General features: G+C 33.9%; 20 protein-coding genes. 8 read left to right on the forward strand and 12 right to left on the reverse strand.

Annotation, left to right across the window (positions count from 1 at the left end):
• The first annotated feature begins 64 nt into the window (after positions 1-64).
• Together Q0951_RS06880 and Q0951_RS06885 are read left to right on the forward strand one after the other, a co-directional pair.
• Complete coding sequence (locus tag Q0951_RS06880) at positions 65-646, forward strand: non-canonical purine NTP diphosphatase (RefSeq protein ID WP_299335736.1); 582 nt, start codon at positions 65-67, stop codon at positions 644-646.
• Positions 643-1,257, forward strand: coding sequence for a hypothetical protein (locus Q0951_RS06885; RefSeq protein WP_299335738.1), 615 nt, complete (start codon positions 643-645; stop codon positions 1,255-1,257). Before Q0951_RS06880 ends, Q0951_RS06885 begins: the two co-directional genes overlap by 4 nt.
• 175 nt (positions 1,258-1,432) lie before the next feature.
• On the opposite strand, the gene Q0951_RS06890 is transcribed toward Q0951_RS06885, so the two are convergent.
• Positions 1,433-2,419 (reverse strand): hypothetical protein, encoded by a 987-nt coding sequence (locus Q0951_RS06890; protein WP_299335740.1) that lies wholly within the window; start codon positions 2,417-2,419, stop codon positions 1,433-1,435.
• 423 nt (positions 2,420-2,842) lie between these two features.
• Between Q0951_RS06890 and Q0951_RS06895 the strand changes: the two genes are divergently transcribed.
• A complete protein-coding gene (locus Q0951_RS06895; RefSeq protein WP_299335742.1) occupies positions 2,843-4,753 on the forward strand; it encodes a DEAD/DEAH box helicase in 1,911 nt (636 codons plus the stop codon).
• A gap of 40 nt (positions 4,754-4,793) precedes the next feature.
• Here Q0951_RS06895 and Q0951_RS06900 read toward each other — a convergent pair whose 3' ends face one another.
• Positions 4,794-7,712, reverse strand: a complete 2,919-nt coding sequence (locus Q0951_RS06900; protein WP_299335744.1) for a T9SS type B sorting domain-containing protein — start codon at positions 7,710-7,712, stop codon at positions 4,794-4,796.
• 223 nt (positions 7,713-7,935) lie between these two features.
• Here Q0951_RS06900 and Q0951_RS06905 point away from each other — a divergent pair, with 223 nt between their 5' ends.
• On the forward strand, positions 7,936-8,700 hold the full coding sequence (locus Q0951_RS06905; protein ID WP_299335746.1) for a carboxypeptidase-like regulatory domain-containing protein: 765 nt from the start codon (positions 7,936-7,938) through the stop codon (positions 8,698-8,700).
• Positions 8,701-8,835: 135 nt separating this feature from the next.
• Here Q0951_RS06905 and Q0951_RS06910 read toward each other — a convergent pair whose 3' ends face one another.
• The 3 genes from Q0951_RS06910 to Q0951_RS06920 are packed head-to-tail and all read right to left on the reverse strand — an operon-like array spanning position 8,836 to position 10,436.
• Entirely contained in the window at positions 8,836-9,210 is a 375-nt protein-coding gene (locus Q0951_RS06910; RefSeq protein ID WP_299335748.1) for a VOC family protein, read from the reverse strand.
• Between the two features lie 6 nt (positions 9,211-9,216).
• Positions 9,217-9,741: an SRPBCC family protein gene (locus Q0951_RS06915; protein ID WP_299335749.1), complete on the reverse strand. Its 525-nt coding sequence runs from the start codon at positions 9,739-9,741 to the stop codon at positions 9,217-9,219.
• A gap of 41 nt (positions 9,742-9,782) precedes the next feature.
• Complete coding sequence (locus tag Q0951_RS06920) at positions 9,783-10,436, reverse strand: RNA methyltransferase (protein WP_299335751.1); 654 nt, start codon at positions 10,434-10,436, stop codon at positions 9,783-9,785.
• Between the two features lie 38 nt (positions 10,437-10,474).
• Here Q0951_RS06920 and Q0951_RS06925 point away from each other — a divergent pair, with 38 nt between their 5' ends.
• Entirely contained in the window at positions 10,475-11,692 is a 1,218-nt protein-coding gene (locus Q0951_RS06925) for a hypothetical protein (RefSeq protein ID WP_299335753.1), read from the forward strand.
• Complete coding sequence (locus Q0951_RS06930) at positions 11,693-12,367, forward strand: NAD-dependent deacylase (protein ID WP_299335755.1); 675 nt, start codon at positions 11,693-11,695, stop codon at positions 12,365-12,367.
• A gap of 35 nt (positions 12,368-12,402) precedes the next feature.
• Here the strand turns inward: Q0951_RS06930 and Q0951_RS06935 are convergent, their stop codons facing one another.
• The 6 genes from Q0951_RS06935 to ruvX form a co-directional block, all read right to left on the reverse strand.
• Positions 12,403-12,603, reverse strand: a complete 201-nt coding sequence (locus Q0951_RS06935) for a helix-turn-helix transcriptional regulator (protein ID WP_299335757.1) — start codon at positions 12,601-12,603, stop codon at positions 12,403-12,405.
• Positions 12,603-13,052, reverse strand: coding sequence for a hypothetical protein (locus tag Q0951_RS06940; protein WP_299335759.1), 450 nt, complete (start codon positions 13,050-13,052; stop codon positions 12,603-12,605). Before Q0951_RS06940 ends, Q0951_RS06935 begins: the two co-directional genes overlap by 1 nt.
• A gap of 332 nt (positions 13,053-13,384) precedes the next feature.
• Positions 13,385-14,158 carry a nucleoside triphosphate pyrophosphohydrolase gene (gene mazG, locus Q0951_RS06945; RefSeq protein ID WP_299335761.1) on the reverse strand — a complete coding sequence of 258 codons (774 nt, stop codon included), beginning with the start codon at positions 14,156-14,158 and terminating at the stop codon, positions 13,385-13,387.
• Positions 14,159-14,248: 90 nt separating this feature from the next.
• Positions 14,249-14,674 (reverse strand): DUF5606 domain-containing protein, encoded by a 426-nt coding sequence (locus Q0951_RS06950; RefSeq protein WP_299335763.1) that lies wholly within the window; start codon positions 14,672-14,674, stop codon positions 14,249-14,251.
• Between the two features lie 15 nt (positions 14,675-14,689).
• Positions 14,690-15,280: a peptide deformylase gene (gene def, locus Q0951_RS06955; protein WP_299335764.1), complete on the reverse strand. Its 591-nt coding sequence runs from the start codon at positions 15,278-15,280 to the stop codon at positions 14,690-14,692.
• 65 nt (positions 15,281-15,345) lie between these two features.
• A complete protein-coding gene (gene ruvX / locus Q0951_RS06960; protein WP_299335766.1) occupies positions 15,346-15,759 on the reverse strand; it encodes a Holliday junction resolvase RuvX in 414 nt (137 codons plus the stop codon).
• A gap of 638 nt (positions 15,760-16,397) precedes the next feature.
• Between ruvX and Q0951_RS06965 the strand changes: the two genes are divergently transcribed.
• A complete protein-coding gene (locus tag Q0951_RS06965) occupies positions 16,398-17,213 on the forward strand; it encodes a 2,3,4,5-tetrahydropyridine-2,6-dicarboxylate N-succinyltransferase (protein WP_299335768.1) in 816 nt (271 codons plus the stop codon).
• A 45-nt stretch (positions 17,214-17,258) separates the two neighbouring features.
• Positions 17,259-18,317, forward strand: a complete 1,059-nt coding sequence (locus Q0951_RS06970; protein WP_299335770.1) for a glycosyltransferase family 9 protein — start codon at positions 17,259-17,261, stop codon at positions 18,315-18,317.
• Here the strand turns inward: Q0951_RS06970 and Q0951_RS06975 are convergent.
• Positions 18,314-19,135 (reverse strand): glycosyltransferase family 2 protein, encoded by an 822-nt coding sequence (locus Q0951_RS06975; RefSeq protein WP_299335771.1) that lies wholly within the window; start codon positions 19,133-19,135, stop codon positions 18,314-18,316. The genes Q0951_RS06970 and Q0951_RS06975 overlap by 4 nt on opposite strands.
• Positions 19,136-19,138 lie beyond the last annotated feature (3 nt).

The raw sequence follows: 19,138 nt of genomic DNA on the forward strand, positions 1-19,138 counted from the left end.
CAAGTTAATAATTAAGTCACAATTTAAGTAAAAATATATACTTTTGAATCAAACAATCATCCATATGCAACTCGTTTTCGCTACAAACAATCTCAACAAGCTAAAGGAAGTCCAAAGCTTGATTCCAAAACATATCAAATTGCTTAGCCTTAAAGATATTGGTTGTTTTGAAGATGTTCCTGAAACACAATTGACCATTGAAGGTAATGCCATTCAAAAAGCAGAGTATATCAAAGCACATTACGGATTTAATTGTTTTGCCGATGATACAGGCCTAGAAGTTGAGGCGCTTAACGGAGAGCCTGGTGTCTTTAGTGCACGTTATGCTGGTGAGCAACGTGATGCCAATGACAATATGAATTTACTATTAGAAAATTTAAAAGTTAAATCAAACAGAACAGCACAGTTTAAAACAGTTATTGCACTACATCTTAATGATAAATTGGAGACATTCGCTGGAATTTGCAAAGGTGAGATTACTACGACCAAACATGGCGATAAGGGGTTTGGTTACGATCCGATTTTTAAAGCCGAAGGTTATGATAAAACATTTGCTGAAATTTCCTTGGATGAGAAGAACACCATTGGACATCGTGGGAAGGCTGTTAGGCAATTAGTTGATTATTTAAACACCTTAGACATTTGATTACTAGTGATATCATAAATTATTTGTATGAAACCGATACAAAACTACAACAGGTTATTTTTGATATTGATGCAATACCTAAGTTAGAGTCTCCAAATTCTATTTTTGAAGATTTAGTTAGCTGTATTCTAGATATGCAGATCAGGTATCGTGGCAAAGCCATTAGATTTAAAAGACTCAAAGAATTACTCAATGAACAAGTGGTAACTCACGAAAACATTTTTTCCATTGGAGAATCTGGCTTAGCTCATATCAATATGTCTCGTCAAAAGTATAATGCTCTAATTGACATAACACAATATTGGGAAACGCATGAGCTTAAAAATTTCGATTGGGAATTGGCAGAAGACAATCACATTAGAAATCTACTTTTACCAATCAAAGGTATTAGTCACTGGAGTATAGATATGGTCTTATTATTTACTCTAGGGAGAAAAAATATTTTTCCCACTGATGATTATCAGGTTAAAAAAATAATGTCTAAGCTTTATGTAATTGACGATTCTCAGAACTTAAAAACTGAAATGTTAAACATTTCAAAAGCTTGGCAGCCATATTGCTCTGTAGCTGTTCTATATTTATTAGAAGCCAGAAAACTAAAATTGATTTAAATTGAATTAAGCTAGATAAAAAAGTATCTGACATATCATAAATAGTCATTTGCTAAGCAGAAACTATCAAAACAAAAAGACCCTACACATATGTAAGGTCTTTTTAATTTTTGGAAGCTTAAAAATAAGCTAATAACAAGAACACATTCTAATATAGCTCACTAAATTGTGTATTCTAATGCAATAGAAATCGTTTTAAATTTAATGCTCTATCATCAGTACTTGCATTAGTATCGCTTGTTCTTTGAGCAGTAGGATAATTGAAAATCTCATAATAACCTCCTTCACCTTGTAATAGTTTATAATTACCTATACCATCTTCATAAGTGTACATTTCTTCCCATGACCATCCTTCACCACTCTCAGAAATAGACTCTAAAAGTCCCAGATTATTATAGCTATAGTATACACTATCATCTAATTCCCAAGTTTCAGTAAAACTATTATAATCGTAATCATCTATTTGCGTCACTTTATTTCCAGAATATGAGTATACATCTTTATCAGAATTTTTCCATACTCCCTCATTAAAATAATATGATAATAGCTCTGTTAAATTTCCATTTGTATAAGAGAATTCGTATTTGTAGTCAAATTCTTCAATACCACCATTGTAATCGTACTCAATAATTTCATCTAAGTTATCTCCGTCATACGTACACACATACTTGCTATTTAATTCTCCATTAGTGAAACTCTCAACTTTAATTATTTTATCTCCACTATAGGTATAAACCGTACTTGAAGTATAATTTATAGATGTATATTTAATTTCTACAATTTTTCCATCTACAATTTTTATTTGATCTGACGACTGCATACCTTGTGATACCCATTCATCTCCATCTTTGTAATAACGACTTGAAGACACCCAATCCCCATTATACTCAAATTCTGTTTTTCTATCGTCTATCCAGCTTCCATTTTCCTTATCGAGTTCAATGATTTCCATTAAACGATTATCAATATAATTATAAACAGATTTGTCTTCATAAATATTTGATCCGGAAATTTCAGTACTAACTTTTTCTGCAACTCTATAATTCAAAATTGCTGGTTCATCTATACCTCCATCATCATCACTACACCCTACAAATGTGAAGGCAAAGCAATATATAATGAGCATAGAAAAAACACCTGTAATAAATTGTTTAGTTTTCATGATTATTAAATTTTATATATTAAACAAATACTCAACATTGAGTAAATTTTTCGCATTTTATTAACTATTCAAAAGTTACGAGAGTTATAAAAGACACACAATGACCTACATCATTTTTACAGAAAAATTCTACAAAAAACCAGAAAAGCACGCTACATAGTAAATTTTAAAAAATGCTTTTTGGCAACGTAATTAATCCCTACTCCTTAATAGAGAGACGTCAAAACATTGATTATCCAAATAATAGTCTATCTTTGCACCCGTTCTAAGAAACTATAATGTGAAATAGAACCTTGAATTCCGAAGCGTCGGGATTAAATATTCCTCAGAGTGAGGATGTGTTACCTGGAAGTTTAAGTGTTTAGTATGTCGATTCGCTTCTTTTGTAACACCAAAAGACATAATCGAATACGAAACAAAAGAATGAGCACATTCAAAGAACTCGGTCTCAATGAAGACCTATTATCTGCTATTACTGATCTGGGATTTGAAACTCCAAGTGATGTTCAGCAAAAAGCAATTCCACTTTTATTAGAAGAAGAATCAGATCTTGTAGCCTTAGCGCAAACAGGTACTGGTAAAACGGCAGCATTTGGATTTCCAATGCTACAAAAAATTAATGTTGATAGTCGTACAACGCAAGGATTAATCTTATCACCTACACGTGAGCTCTGTTTACAGATCACCAATGAACTTAAACTCTACGGAAAGTATTGTAAAGGCTTAAATGTTGTTGCCATTTATGGTGGTGCCAGCATTACAGATCAGGCAAGACAGGTCAAACGTGGCGCACAAATTATTGTAGCGACTCCTGGTCGTATGAAAGATATGATTAGTAGAAACATGGTGGACATCTCTAAAATTGAATATTCTGTTTTAGATGAAGCCGATGAAATGTTAAACATGGGATTCTATGAGGATATTACTGATATTTTATCTCATACTCCTGAAGACAAAAACACATGGTTGTTTTCAGCTACTATGCCTAAAGAGGTTGCAAGAATCGCAAAAGATTTTATGCATGACCCAATTGAAATTACTGTAGGTAACAGAAATGAAAGTACCAGTCAGGTTTCTCACGAATATTACCTCGTCAACGCCAGAGATCGTTATCAAGCACTTAAGCGTTTAGCAGATGCCAATCCAGATATTTTCTCAGTAATCTTTTGTCGTACCAAACGCGATACTCAAAAAGTTGCTGAAAATTTAATTGAGGATGGTTATAGCGCTGGAGCTCTTCATGGTGACCTGAGTCAGAATCAACGAGATCTGGTAATGAAATCCTTTAGAAACAAACAAATACAAATGTTAGTCGCTACAGATGTAGCTGCTCGTGGTATTGATGTAGATGATATTACTCACGTGATCAATTACCAATTACCAGATGAAATTGAAACCTATACACACCGTTCTGGTCGTACAGGTCGTGCCGGTAAAACTGGAGTTTCAATGGTTATTGTCTCTAAAAGTGAAGTCCGTAAGATCAAAAGTATTGAGCGCATCATCAAGAAAGAATTTGAGAAAAAGGAAATTCCTGATGGTATGGAAATTTGCGAAGTACAACTCATGTCACTCGCCAATAAAGTTCACAACACCGAAGTTAATCATGAAATCGATGCTTATTTAGAGAGTATTAATGAATTATTTGAAGATACAGATAAAGAGGAATTGATCAAGAAATTTTTCTCTGTAGAATTCTCGCGTTTCTTCAATTACTATCAAAAGGCCAAAGATCTTAATGTCACAGATTCCTCTCGAGGTCATGATAGTGAAGGTACAGCACGTAGTGGAAATGAAACGCGTTACTTTATCAATGTTGGTCGTAAAGACGGTTATGATTGGATGAAACTTAAAGATTTCTTAAAAGAAGTCTTAGAATTAGGTCGTGATGATGTCTTCAAAGTAGATGTCAAAGACAGTTTTTCTTTTTTTAATACGGAAAAATCGATTCAGGAGAAAGTTCTTGCATTCTTTACCGATTTCAAACACAACGGACGTTTTGTCAATGTTGAAGTAAGTGAAGACAGAGGTGGCGGACGAAATCGAGGCGGAAGACGTCGTGATAGTGGTGGAAGACGCAGACGCGATGATAAGCCAAGAGGAGAAAGACGATCTAGTGGAAGACGAAGTGATTCGGGTTCTCGTAATCGAAGTGATAGACGCTCTTCTGAAAATTCAGGAAGACGTAGCGATTCTAGAAATAGAAGTGACAGACGTTCAAGTGAACATTCTGGAAATAGAAAAGAAAGACGACGTTCAGAACGTGAATCAAGTGGATCTGGAAATTCTGATCGAAGGTCTGCATCAGACAGACCAAGACGTTCTAGACGTTAATATGATAAAAAAGCCTCAAACTAAGTTTGAGGCTTTTTTTTTATCGTACCAGTGCAAAATGACCTCGGTAAGTTTTACCATTACTTGGCCTGTTCACCACAAACCAATAATCTGATGCTGGCATATTTTGTCCTTTATAGGTTCCATCCCAACCTGCTGAGACAGGATCTAGTTCTTTTATCAATTTTCCGAAGCGATCAAAGATCAAAATTTGAAGATCCGGTTCTATTTCAGAGAAGATAATCTGCCAATATGCATTATAGGTATCACCATTTGGTGTAAAGAATTTTGGATAGTATAATAGGTAAACATCTTCGGTAACGATTCCGCAGTCATTTCTATCTCTCACATATACTGTATAATCGCCAGGACTCAATCCGTCAAATACGTTACTGTCCTGATACACAATTCCGTCTATAGAATACTCATAATCGCCAAGTCCCTCAACAAATACAGTAATCATATTATTATTTTGAGACCAATCATCAATTTCTATGCTTGTAATTTCGGCTGCATTAGATTCAATAACCGTAAACGTTTTGGTTTTAGAACATCTCAATACAGGATCTGTTGGATATTCCTGTGAAATGTCAACAGTATAAGTTCCTGCCTGATCGACATCTATACTGCTGGTGGTTTCACCCGTTGACCAATCGTAATAATACAGTCCAGCATCTGCGACTAATTCAATGGTTTCTCCTGTACAGAGGTAAAAGGTTTCATCTGTTTCAATATCAGGAGTTCCTAATACATTAACTTCAAATGATGTTGTATTAAAACAATTCGTATTGGTTGTGTTTTCTATTCTGGCAAATATAGTTTGCGGATTACTGGTGTTTTCATAATTAGTTGGTAGCGCATTCTGATTGAGATTCGCATCCTCTTCTGAAATGTGATACGTAATTTCAAAAGTCCCTGTTTGTCCGTTTGAAATCTGATCGTCTTGTGAGGACAAATTAAAAAACTCAAAGCCATCATTACTATCGTCATCACAGGTATTCATATCTTGAGGTTGAAACGCAAGAAGCTGTTCATCTACGGTTATTGTAATGGCATTAGTATCAAAACAATCTGGATTGGTATTGGATTCTATTCTTACAAAAATGGTTTGTGGGTTAGTAACGGTCTCATAATTTATAGGAAGCTGATTTGCAGCATTATCTGCATCATTCTGTGTAAGGTAATAGGTTACGGTTACTGCTGTATCATCCTGATTTCCAATTACAGTGCTGTCAAACATCGTGAGGTTGACTTCTTCTAAACCATCATTTACTTCATCATCACAAAGAATTAAATCATCAACAGCATTAGCAATAGGTTGTAAATTGACAATCAAATTAAAACTTGTTATGTCGTAACAGGCTGTATTTTGGCTATTATGAATTCTAACAAACACCTCTTGACTGTTACTGATATTGCTGTAAGATAATGGTAATACATTTTCGTTGTTATTAGCATCTTCAGCAGTTTCAAAGAATAATACATCAAAAAGCGTTGCCGATTGCATACCAAGTACTTCATCTACTTTTGTAGACAGATCAAAAATTTCTGTCTCATCGTTTGATACGTCGTCGCAAAGAATATAATCAGAAGGCTGATTGGCTAAAGGCACTTCATAAACTGTTACCTCACGTGATAAAGTTGCCGTATTCTCTAAGGTAGTCACAGTTACATTTACTGTGTATGTTCCAGTTGAGGCATAGATATGTGTAGGACTTTCATCGGTTGATGTAGTCATATCTCCAAAATCCCAATCAATAGACACGATAGCTTCACTTGAGTTTACCGAGAACTGTGTTTCATCTCCAAAACAGGTATCATTGATTTGTATACCTACATTAAAAAACGATTGAATGAATGGCGGAAGTCCGAGACGACATTGCCTTCCCATCAAATCCACTCCATTATCAGTGTACATTGTTGTGGCGCCAAGCGTATTAGGATTTTCTATAACATCTAAGAAGTTTGTTGCATAATTAGCCACGTAGATCTTTTCATCAATAGCCAATTGCAAACTACCAAGAACACCGTTGCCTTGAAAAAGTACAAAATCTGAATTTATAATATCCGTTTGATTTCCTAAGGAAATATCAAATTGATGAATACGTGACGGTCCAGAACCAATATCACTAACATAAAGCACATTGCTATCAGAGGAAAACTCAATACCATAAGGCCCTTCACTGGTATTATAGAACACACCCGAAATTGTAATAGGATTACTTATCACACCAGTGTTGGCATCAAAATCAAAAAGCTCTACAAAATTTGGCGAGAAGGATTTGGCTAAAGCCAGTTTCTCTCCACTAGGTGAAAATTTCAAATTACCAATAGTTGATTGATTAGATCCTGAATGTGGAGAACCTGAAGTTGACACAACAGGTGTGGCATTTACTCCAGCTGCTGTAATTTCATAAGCAAGAAAATCAGCATTATTAAATTCGTGTGTTACTACCCAGAAATCAGTGCCATTAGCATGTGCTACTGCAGATATTTTTTCAGTTGTTGGTGTGGTTAACAAAATATTCTTGTTTGTTGTAATATCACCATTACCCGAGTTTAATGCCAGATCTAATTCTGAATAGCGCAATCCATTCGGACCAGCTTGCTCATCTACAGTAAAAATATAGTATATATCTATGTTTCCTGGTTTAGGAACTACAATAGCAGATTGTGTACTGGAAGGATCTCCTAATAATCCTGTGCCATTTGGCATGATATTGTGATTTTTATCCCAAACGGTTATTCCATCTGTGTAAAATAATAGCTGACCAGCACTATTTGAAATTGTTGCGCAACCTTCTGTAGTATTTAATTCACCATCCAGCATGGTTACTGGTGATCCACTATTGAAAGTAACTCCAGCATTAAATCCGAAATACCAATTTGCAGCTTCGTTTTGAGAGAATAATATGCTAGAAACCAGCATAAAAGATAAAAGTAGTATTGTGTTTCTCATAGTTAGGTTGGTGATAAAAAATCAAGCGAATATTAAATATATATATAAAATTTCTTACATTTTTATTTTTCGTTTAAACAACTATAAAAGCGGATAAAGTGCATATAAAAAATAACTCTGAATAATAAATCACTAAACCTTCTTGTTAATATTAAGTCAAATTTACGTCTACCACAATAGTGGTATGCAATTTGTTTAGTATTTTTATGCATTATTACAGTACATGAAACACTTACTGACTATATTCCTATTTATTGCCACATCTGTTGGTTTTTCGCAAGAAGCAACTAGTGTTAAAGGTACTGTTATTGACCTTAGCACAGATAAACCTATAGATCGTGTGAATATTGTCAATTTAAATCAGGTCATTGGTACTTCAACTGATGACGAAGGAAACTTTGAAATCCAAGCTCAAGTTAATGATACTTTACATCTATCCTATTTGGGTTATAAATCTATAAAGGTTAGAGTTACTAATGATTGGCTAAAATTTGGTGAGACTAAAATAGGAATGACAGAACTAGCTTTAGCACTTGATGAAGTTGTAGTGAATCAACTCAAACTCACTGGTTATTTAGATATTGATGTAAAGCAAGTCCCAATCAAATCTAACTACAGGTATAGCATTTCTGGATTACCAAACAAAGGCTATGAAGCAGGAGATCGAAGACCAAATGCTGTTAGTAAAGTATTAGGTGCCATTTTTAATCCTGCAGACTTTTTACACAAAATCTTCGGAAAGAAACCCAATGAGTTGAGAAAGCTCAAAAAAATGAAAAAAGACGATGAAATTAGAAACCTACTCGCTTCTCGTTTTGACAGAGAAATGCTTATGGTTTTACTACAAGTTGATCGTTATGACCTTGACGAAATTGTCAATCAATGTAATTACTCTAGAGACTTTATAACTTCTGCAAATGATCTTCAGATTTTAGACGCCATAAGTGAGTGTTATGAAGAATATAAGGTCTTAAACCGAAATAAATAAGTTGCTCAGACAGACAGATTTTAATCGATACGCATCTAACAGGTCTTTCCAGTTTCTTGTAAAATAGAATAATACCTAGAATAATATTCTAATAAACAACTAAAACACCCGTTAATCACTAACCTAAACTTCTATTTATACATTAGAATGTAATGCTACTCTATTACCTTCTGTATCTATAAACACTGCCATGCATCCATGTTCGGGTGAAATTTGAGTTTTGGGTTGGTATATCTTTCCGCCTGCTGCCTCTACCCGACTTATTTCATTAGCCACATCATCACATTGGAAATATACCAGTGTACCTTCCTGACTTGGAATATACGACTCCTGTTTGATAAGCGTACCAGCTGCACCAGTCTTATGCTCTGAGAATGGAAACCATCCCATTAAAACACCACCAAAATCATGAATCTCAATCTTAATGTCAAAAACAGACTCATAAAACGCTTTAGCTCTATTCATATCATTTACTGGAATCTCAAACCATGCTACCATATTATGCTTCATAATTATCTAGTTTTCTAAAATATCTTTTAAACTTGCCAAACCTTCCTCAAAGTCTTTACCTACGTGTTTATCAACATTATACAACATCATGAAGATATTTGCAGGCACTTTATTAGTTCCAGAAAATCCCCATGTCACTTTCGTTTTTCCTTCTCTTGCATCCTCAACTTTGGTTACCGCATCAGATTCAGATTTCCATGGTTTAAAAAAGCGAAGCCTTGCTTCTACTCTATCATTTTCGACGATATTCATAATCTCCTGTTCACCAGTTCCAACTTCCTTGTTGCCTTCCCATTTAGAAATAAAACCTACTTCTCCATCAGTACCAATAAATTCCTGAGTCATATTTGGATCTTTCTTTTTCCAGGGTGACCAATGATCTTGATTTTTAATATGTTTTAGGTAATTGAAAACCTCAGGTACAGGTTTGTTGATAATAATACTGCGATAGACTTCGTATTTTTTTGGAGCAATTAATGCCAGCAGTACAAAGAGCAAGACTATTGCTCCAATAATGTACAGGAAAATCATGATGTATCGTTTTTGGTTGTTAGTCTAAATTTACGAAATTATTAAGCTTGATAAAAACGATCAATAATCTCCTTATGACTTTTGATCGTTTTCTTACACCAATCTAAACGTTTTTCCAGTTGCTCGTCTTCGGTTAAGTGCCAATTGACATCAGATTGTTTTAGCTTTGTTGTGACATGTTGTAAGATAATTGCTGCAGACACTGAAATATTTAAACTTTCAGTAAAACCAACCATTGGTATTTTTAAGAAACAATCAGCCTGATCAATCACTTCCTGAGATAAACCACTCATTTCTCTTCCGAAGAAAAAACAGGATTTATTGGTCACATCAAATGTTTCGAGCAGACTATCATTCTCATGAGGTGTAGTAGCGACAATCTGGTATCCTTTTCGTTTTAGGTCTTTGATGGCATCTTTTACAGAATGATAGCGATGGAGATCTACCCATTTTTGAGAGCCCATAGCTATTTCTCTATCTATTTTTTTTGTATTCTGTTCTTCTATAATATTGACTTCCTGAATTCCAAATACATCGCAACTTCTTATTACTGCACTGGTATTATGCAATTGGTAGACATCTTCAGTTGCCACTGTAAAGTGTTTGGTTCGTTGCGCCACAATACGCTCAAACTTTTCTTTGCGTTGGGTTGTGAGATAACTTTCAAGATGTTCTAAAAGTTTGATGTCAATCATTAAAAAGATTTATATTAGTTGAAAAATATAAAAACTCTATGGTATTAAAAAAACTATCACTCTTTTTTTCGCTTGTCATTATTTGTAATACAAATGCCATAAGTCAGGAAAATATAAAAACAGTACTGCAAGATACTGTTAGTTACAATGAAGAAAACACGCAGAAGATAATTGAATTTGCCAATCAAATTTCGCAAGCTATACATTCTTATGATGATAATGCTTTTATTGCTAAACTAAATAAAGATCGATTTTTTGACCGAATCTTAAATCAGGATAAGCGTATTGATCCCAATGATGATTTTGTAAAAGGATTTATGATGGGAATGGAAGAAGCACTAAATTCTTTTCCTAATGAAATTATTACAGATGTAAGAAATGGCTCCTATTATGATTTTATAAGTTATAGGTATGATACAGATGATCAAACTTATTATGCACTATTTAGATTGTATTCTGCGGAAGCAGGAATGAATTACCACGATTATAGAATTTATAAAAAGGATGGTGAGATTCAGTTTTCTGACATGTATATTTATTTATCTGGAGAACACTTTACCGAAACTTTGGGAAGAATGTTAGCCTTCTCTCTACCTCAGGATAAAATTTTTGGAGTTATCAAAACATCTCGAGATGCAGAAGTGGAAGATATATACAAAGCGTTTTTGTATAACTCTAATGGAGAATTTCAGAAGTCATACGATATTATAGATGGATTAAAATCTGATCTTGGGAAAGAAAAATTTCTACTCATATTCAAATCACTCGTTGCTACAAATATTGGAGAGAAAGAATATTTAAAATCACTTGAAGACATTATCAATACCTTTCCTGACGACCCGACAATTTATCTCAATAAAATTGATTACCATGTTTATAAAGAAGAATATTATGAAGCCATTCAAACCATTAATCAATTACAAAATGAAACGGAGGACGATTTTCTAAATTACCTCAAAGCCTGTATTGCTTTTGAAGACCAGAATTATGATATGGCATTAAACTTTTTTGAATACACTAAAGATAATTATCCAGATTTTTTTGAAGGGCAAGCGGGTTATCTCAACACATTAGTAATGATGAAGAACTATGCTGACGCTGTGAAATATCTTGATGTTCTTGTGGAAGAAGGTTATGAAAAATCAGTAATAGTAGAGTATGTTGAAGAAGATGATGAATTTGGTGAGAACATATTAGAAGACTTGGTAAAATCTAAAGACTTTAAAATCTGGAAACGTAAAAAAACAAAGAACTAAATGAAACACCTTGTTGTATTAACTGGAGCTGGTATGAGCGCTGAAAGTGGCATTAAAACATTTAGGGATGCTGGTGGTTTATGGGAAGGACACGATGTAATGGAAGTTGCTTCACCTCATGGATTTGCCAAAAACCCAGAATTAGTTCTTGATTTTTATAATCAAAGAAGACGACAACTATTAACTGTAGAACCCAACAGTGCGCATAAAGCTCTGGCTCAGCTGGAGAATGCGTATAAAGTTTCTATTATTACTCAAAATATAGATGATCTCCATGAACGTGCTGGCAGTAATAACATTGTCCATTTACATGGTGAATTATTAAAAGTACGTAGCACTAAAAACCATCACGATGTAAAATCCTGGACTACTGATCTTAATCTGGGAGACACCTGTGATCTTGGTCATCAATTAAGGCCTCACATTGTTTGGTTTGGAGAAGATGTTCCTATGATGGAAACCGCTATTGATATTTGTCAAACTGCAGACCTCTTATTGATTATTGGAACATCTATGCAAGTCTATCCTGCTGCTGGACTCATGAATTGTGTTCCATACAACACGCCAAGTTTTTTTATTGACCCTAATCCAGCCGTAGAAAGTAAGACCAACCTTACTGTTATTAGTGAAACTGCTACTAAAGGTTTAAAAACTTTTTTAGAATTAATAGGGTAACAAACACCACAAGTAATACAAATAATAAAGACAGCTTAATCATTTTCTGATAGTTTAAAAAATTCATTTACTGATTTACCAAATACCTCAGATAATTTAAGCGCCAAAACAGTTGAAGGCACATATCTATTGGCTTCAATTGAATTAATAGTTTGACGAGATACTCCAATTTTTTTGGCCAGGTCATCTTGAGTTAAACTTAAAATGGCACGTTCTACTTTGATTGTGTTCTCCATTATCTGTAACGCTTTAAATTGTGGTAAAACAGAAGCTGGATCATAAGCATGAATAGTAGAACCTGAAAATCACCTAAATCTTTAAGCACTTCTCCTCCTGAATTCACAACATTAGACACACCAAACTCTACATAAGGCATAACAAGGGCATAAATAACTCCAATAACAAAAGCAATAGCATAAGATTGTGCTCGTAATGTTATTGTCATTTCATCTTCAACCTTATCTTTTGATAAAGACATAATAAGTAAACCAATCAACATCGTTTTTTGCAGTAAGTGTTTTAACCATTCTGTATCGCCCTCGATAACAAAAGCTCTGATAAACATAGTAACTATAGATAGTAAAACTACAACCACTCCTATGGACATAAAACGATAAGGCAATCTAAAATTGATCATCTTTTGAAATCGGCTGCGTTCACAATTAATAATATTTTCAGCATTCATAATTGACAAGTATATTTTATATTAAGTAAAAATATTTTTACTATATGACAAATATACTTTACATTTTTGAAATAACCAAATCTTAATTAAAAATGTAAAACAAGAATCTTAGTATTGTATAAATTATTTGATGAGACCTTTGTAAATAATAAAATCCTGTCTGAATATACAGACAGGATTCTACCCCTAACTAAACTAAATTTTAAATCTTAATGCGTCCGCTTAACTACTACATTAAGATTACCTACTTATGATTAAGAAACTTTAAAAAGTTCCTATCTGATTTATATACGATTGATTTTATTGTTTTGGATGACGGCTTTGAAAAAAAATTACATTTTTTTTGCTTCTTCCCAGAAAACGTCCATTTCTGCTAAGGTCATTTCAGAAAGTGATTTATCTAAATCTTTTGATTTTTGCTCTAAATACTGAAATCGTTTGATAAATTTTTTGTTGGTACGTTCGAGAGCGCTTTCAGGATCTATTTTTAAAAATCGTGCAAAATTAATCATAGAAAAAAGTACATCTCCAAATTCATTTTCAATTTTATCCATATCTCCTGCGTTGACTTCATCTTCTAGCTCTCCTAATTCTTCTACGACTTTAGCAAGCACCTGATAAGGTTGCTCCCAGTCAAATCCAACACCAGCCACTTTATCTTGAATGCGATTAGCTTTTACCATTGCAGGTAAACTCTTCGGAACACCTTCCAAAACACTCTTCTTTCCTTCTTTAAGTTTTAACTGTTCCCAATTTCGTTTGACCTCCTCTTCGTCACTAACTGTTACATTTCCGTAGATATGAGGATGACGTTCTATGAGTTTATCACAAATACTATGGCAGACATCTGCTATGTCGAAAGCCTTGGTTTCGCTTCCTATTTTAGAGTAAAAAACAATGTGAAGTAAAACATCACCTAACTCCTTTTTAACCTCATCAAGGTCATTATCAAGTATAGCATCGCCTAGTTCGTAAACTTCTTCTATGGTGAGATGACGAAGTGATTGTAAGGTTTGTTTTTTATCCCAAGGACATTGCTCACGTAGCTCATCCATGATGATAAGTAAGCGTTCAAAAGCTTTTAATTGCTGAGTTTTATCTGACATTTTTAAAATTTAAAACTCAAAAATACAATCCTTTCTCTCAGATTTATGTTCTGAAAGCGTTTTAATATGAACAATCTATTAACGAAAAAGCTACTCTTCTTCGTCGGCTGTAACTTCTTCGCCGTCTTCTATGCTTCCTAGCAAATCATGTTTTTGAAGTAAATTGTACCATTGCACAATTTTTTTAATATCGCTGGCATACACACGGTCTTCATCATAATCTGGTAAAATCCCAAAGAAATATTCTTCTAAAGTATCTTTAGAATCTTTATGACTGATAGAGGTTTGCTGTGCGTTTTCTTTATCTTTTATTTTTTTAAAGACTTCTTTAAGAGGTAACTCCTCACTCAAAGTATAGACAGCAATTTCACTTAAAACACTAATGTTATTGTGAATACCTACAGACATCTTTTTTTTATCAATCAACGATTCTGCAATGAAACCGCTTCGTGTTTGGGCTAGTATTTTAAATAAACCAGGCTTACCTGATATAGAAAGTATTTTATCTAAACTCATCTTATATATATTGTATTAGCGTTTCTTTTTCATTGCTGGGAAACGCATTTTGTAATCTACTCTAATTTTTCCTTTTGAAATATTTGCCAATTTACCTTTAATCAAACGCTTTTTTAAAGAGGATAGTTTATCGGTAAATAAAACGCCTTCAATATGATCATATTCATGTTGGATAATTCTAGCAATGATACCATCAAAAACTTCTGTATGTGTCTTAAAGTTTTCATCTTGATACTTTATGGTAATCTTTGGCTGTCTGAACACATCCTCTCTTACATCAGGAATACTTAAGCAACCTTCATTGAAAGCCCATTCATCTCCTTCTTCATCTAAAATTTCAGCATTAATAAAGGTGCGTTGAAAATTTTCAAATATTTCACGTTCTTCCTCAGTAAATCCCTCATCTTCAGCAAAAGGAGCAGTATCTACTATAAATAATCGTATTGGCAGTCCAATTTGAGGTGCAGCCAAACCGATGCCATAAGCACCATACATAGTCTCTTTCATATTCTCGATAAGGGTATCAAGATTAGGATAGTCTTTTGTAATGTTTTCAGCTTTTTTTCTTAAAACTGGGTCGCCATATGCAACAATTGGTAATATCATTATATTGTAATTTTCGGGTGCAAAAATACGATTCTTATTGTTATTTCAGAACTTTTAAGACGGATTTAAGAACGATTATACAAATAACTTTGCAATATTATAGTAGCACTTATCTCATCAACCAAGGCCTTGTTTTTTCGTTGCTTTTTGTTGAGTCCGCTATCAATCATTGTTTGAAAAGCCATTTTAGATGTGAAACGTTCATCTACACGATGGATTGGGATTTCAGGAAACGCTTTAGCCAATGTCTTTAAAAATTTTGAGATTGAAGCTTCGCTTTCAGAGGCTTCATTATTCATTTGCTTTGGTTCACCTACAACAAATAATTCAACTTGCTCCTCGGAAGTATATTGTTTCAAAAAGGCAACCAACTCTTTTGTAGCCAAAGTAGTTAAGCCAGATGCAATAATCTGTAATTCATCTGTAACAGCTATTCCTGTTCGAACAGTTCCGTAGTCTAAAGCCAATAATCTTGCCATTTTACAAAGGTAATCTTATATTCTTGTTAATCAATCTTAATGCCATAAAAAAACTCTTCTTTGGAAACCAAAGAAGAGTTCAAAATAATCAACTATTAATTAAAATCCATGATACTATTCACCCTCTACCTTAAACAGCTCATGTACTATTAAGACACATGAATTTCTAATAAGTCACATCGATTTAAAAAAATCTTTCTCATTTAAAAAAGGTTTAGAGTATCTATAAATTATGTAAGGCGTTTAGAAAGGATTATCAGTAATAATATTATAAAATAAAAACCTTTCCTGGGGCGAAGAAAGGTTTTTGGTATTGCTATTATTTAAAAGGGTATATAGGGCTTTCGCTATTATCAACTCATAACCAATTATTTAGACACCTCTTTTTTAAATAGGTCACATCTCATTTTTTGAGAAAGAAAACTCTCCTAAGGGAGAAGGAGAGTTTTCACAAAAATTAGCTATTAATTATTAAATAGACTGATATTAGTTTAGGGAAATACCTGCCTAATAATAATTCACATTAATTAAGACACAACACTTTTTAAATGGTCACATTTATTTTTATATTTTTATTTTTAAGCTTTTCATCTAACCAATTATACCATTATCTTTGTGCTTATACAGGAGAAAAATTTATGAAACAATTACAACAGAATATAGAAAACGCTTGGAACGATCGCTCATTATTAACTGATCAGGTCACCATTGATAGCATAAGAAGTGTCATCGATTTATTAGACGAAGGAACATTAAGAGTTGCAGAACCAACAAACAATGGCTGGCAGGTCAATGAATGGGTAAAAAAAGCTGTAGTACTTTATTTTCCAATACAAAAAATGGAAACTCTAGAGGCTGGCATTTTTGAATATCACGATAAAATTCCTTTAAAACGAGATTATCAAAAAAGAGGTATTCGCGTGGTACCAAATGCTGTAGCTCGTCATGGTGCTTATATTTCTCCTGGTACTATTTTAATGCCAAGTTATGTAAATATTGGTGCCTATGTAGATGAGGGAACAATGGTAGATACTTGGGCAACTGTGGGTAGTTGCGCTCAAATTGGTAAGAATGTACACTTATCTGGTGGTGTTGGTATCGGAGGTGTTCTAGAGCCATTACAAGCAGCACCTGTAATTATAGAGGATGGCGCTTTTATTGGATCTCGTTGCATTGTAGTTGAAGGAGTACGAGTTGAAAAAGAAGCTGTTCTGGGAGCCAATGTGGTATTGACAATGAGTACCAAAATTATTGATGTTACTGGTGATGCACCTGTTGAGATGAAAGGTGTTGTTCCAGAACGCTCTGTAGTGATACCTGGTAGTTATACTAAACAATTTTCTGCAGGAACATATAATGTCCCTTGTGCTTTGATCATCGGAAAACGTAAAGAGAGTACTAATAAGAAAACCTCTCTAAATGATGCGTTACGTGAATATGATGTAGCAGTTTAAAAACTGACTCCATAACAATCAATAACATAATATAACACCTAGCGCTTGAAAATCTTAATCATACAGCAAAAAATGATTGGTGATGTACTCACCTCAAGTATTTTGTTTGAAGCTTTAAAGGCAGAACATCCAAATAGTGAGTTGCATTATGTTATTAATTCACATACCTACCCTGTTGTTGAAAACAATCCGTTTGTAGATAAATTTGTATTCGTCACTCCAGAGATTGAAGAAAAAAAATCTTTATTTCTGAGCTTTTTAAAATCCATTAAAAAGGAGAAGTATGATGCAGTAATAGATGTATACTCTAAGTTTTCAAGCAATTTGATGACTAAGTTTTCAGGAGCCAAAATTAAAATCTCCAAGAAAAAATGGTACACCTCACATTATTATACGCATACATTCAAAGAAGCTACAACACCTAAAACTAATGCAGGTTTAGCTATCGAGAATAGACTACAATTATTACAACCTCTATGTAACTCAATACCAGAAAAATTACAACCTAAAGTCTATTTGACCGATAATGAAATTAAAACTTCTAAACAGTTTTTGATTGACTCAAATATTGATTTATCCAAACCTCTGTTTATGATAAGTGTATTGGGAAGTGGTGAAAACAAAACCTACCCTCTTCCGCATATGGCTGATTTGATTGATACTATTGTGGAGGAAACTAACGGACAAATAGTATTCAATTACATACCGAAACAAATAACTGAAGCTAAAACCGTTTATAACTTTTGTAATAAAAAGACCAAATCTCACATCTTCTTTGATGTCTTCGGAAAAAGTTTACGGGATTTCTTATCCATAACACATCATTGTACTGCATTAATAGGAAACGAAGGTGGTGCAGTTAACATGGCCAAAGCATTAAACATCCCAACATTTACTGTATTCTCACCTTGGATCTTAAAGGAAGCTTGGAATATGTTTGAGAATAACAGCACGCATGTATCTGTTCATTTAAAAGATGTAAAGCCCGAATTATATGAGGGAAAATCAATTAAAGAAATGAAGACTGAAGCTTTCTCATTATATGAAACGTTCCCTCCAGAGTTAATCATTCCGAAGTTAAAAACCTATTTACAGCAGTTTTAAAGCTTCTCGATTCCATAAGGCGTCCTGGTAACTTTTTCGCTTTTAGTGGTCGCCCTAATCTTTAAATTCTTTTCGATCATCTCAGGTTTAACATAACCTCTCTCATGATCGAGATGCAAACAAATAGCACTGTAACGAACCTGTTTGGCTTTGATGCCAGCATTAAATAAACGCTCTCCCAATTCTCTGTCCTCTCCTCCATACTGCATGCGTTCATCATAACCATTTGCTGCAATGATATCAGCTTTATAACCTGAGGCATTATGTCCATTCCAGGTTGCTGTTGTTGGTGTTAGAGCATTTAATAACTTCTGCTTAAATCCTTTAGCTGTAATTTTATTCGTCTTAAATGAAGATTTCAATCCTTTAGATTTCAACCAATCAATATCAAAGCATCTCTGGGTTTTAATGTCTTCTTCGGAAATGAGCTCACTAATATGCATTGGGAGTTTAAAATAACCACCAGACAAAAAATAACCTTGTTCCCTATGATCGATATGAACTTGTAAAAAATCTGCTCGAGCAATACAATCGCCATCAGTATAGACTAAATAATTACCTTGACTTGCAACAGTAGCTTTATTGAGAATAATGGTTTTTTGAAAACCGTTATCTTCATGCCAGATATGCTGAATTGGATAACTCACCTCAGTTTTCATAGCATCAATGAGTATTCTTGTCTCTTCTCCAGAACCATCATCGGCAATCACTACCTCAAAATCTTTGAAGGTCTGTTGCTCAAAACTCCACAGCACTTTCTGTAACCACTCTGGGCTATTGTAAGTACTAATAATTACTGAAGTATCTATTCGTTTCATTGG

This window comes from uncultured Psychroserpens sp. (genome assembly GCF_947501425.1).
GTDB lineage: Bacteria > Bacteroidota > Bacteroidia > Flavobacteriales > Flavobacteriaceae > Psychroserpens.

What these genes read in the sequence shown, in the direction of transcription:
- Q0951_RS06880 (WP_299335736.1), top strand. Translation starts at nt 65, where the DNA reads ATGCAACTCGTTTTCGCTACAAACAATCTCAACAAGCTAAAGGAAGTC.
- Q0951_RS06890 (WP_299335740.1), bottom strand. Translation starts at nt 2,419, where the DNA reads ATGAAAACTAAACAATTTATTACAGGTGTTTTTTCTATGCTCATTATA.
- Q0951_RS06895 (WP_299335742.1), top strand. Translation starts at nt 2,843, where the DNA reads ATGAGCACATTCAAAGAACTCGGTCTCAATGAAGACCTATTATCTGCT.
- Q0951_RS06900 (WP_299335744.1), bottom strand. Translation starts at nt 7,712, where the DNA reads ATGAGAAACACAATACTACTTTTATCTTTTATGCTGGTTTCTAGCATA.
- Q0951_RS06905 (WP_299335746.1), top strand. Translation starts at nt 7,936, where the DNA reads ATGAAACACTTACTGACTATATTCCTATTTATTGCCACATCTGTTGGT.
- Q0951_RS06910 (WP_299335748.1), bottom strand. Translation starts at nt 9,210, where the DNA reads ATGAAGCATAATATGGTAGCATGGTTTGAGATTCCAGTAAATGATATG.
- Q0951_RS06915 (WP_299335749.1), bottom strand. Translation starts at nt 9,741, where the DNA reads ATGATTTTCCTGTACATTATTGGAGCAATAGTCTTGCTCTTTGTACTG.
- Q0951_RS06920 (WP_299335751.1), bottom strand. Translation starts at nt 10,436, where the DNA reads ATGATTGACATCAAACTTTTAGAACATCTTGAAAGTTATCTCACAACC.
- Q0951_RS06925 (WP_299335753.1), top strand. Translation starts at nt 10,475, where the DNA reads ATGGTATTAAAAAAACTATCACTCTTTTTTTCGCTTGTCATTATTTGT.
- Q0951_RS06930 (WP_299335755.1), top strand. Translation starts at nt 11,693, where the DNA reads ATGAAACACCTTGTTGTATTAACTGGAGCTGGTATGAGCGCTGAAAGT.
- Q0951_RS06935 (WP_299335757.1), bottom strand. Translation starts at nt 12,603, where the DNA reads ATGGAGAACACAATCAAAGTAGAACGTGCCATTTTAAGTTTAACTCAA.
- Q0951_RS06940 (WP_299335759.1), bottom strand. Translation starts at nt 13,052, where the DNA reads ATGAATGCTGAAAATATTATTAATTGTGAACGCAGCCGATTTCAAAAG.
- mazG (WP_299335761.1), bottom strand. Translation starts at nt 14,158, where the DNA reads ATGTCAGATAAAACTCAGCAATTAAAAGCTTTTGAACGCTTACTTATC.
- Q0951_RS06950 (WP_299335763.1), bottom strand. Translation starts at nt 14,674, where the DNA reads ATGAGTTTAGATAAAATACTTTCTATATCAGGTAAGCCTGGTTTATTT.
- def (WP_299335764.1), bottom strand. Translation starts at nt 15,280, where the DNA reads ATGATATTACCAATTGTTGCATATGGCGACCCAGTTTTAAGAAAAAAA.
- ruvX (WP_299335766.1), bottom strand. Translation starts at nt 15,759, where the DNA reads ATGGCAAGATTATTGGCTTTAGACTACGGAACTGTTCGAACAGGAATA.
- Q0951_RS06965 (WP_299335768.1), top strand. Translation starts at nt 16,398, where the DNA reads ATGAAACAATTACAACAGAATATAGAAAACGCTTGGAACGATCGCTCA.
- Q0951_RS06975 (WP_299335771.1), bottom strand. Translation starts at nt 19,135, where the DNA reads ATGAAACGAATAGATACTTCAGTAATTATTAGTACTTACAATAGCCCA.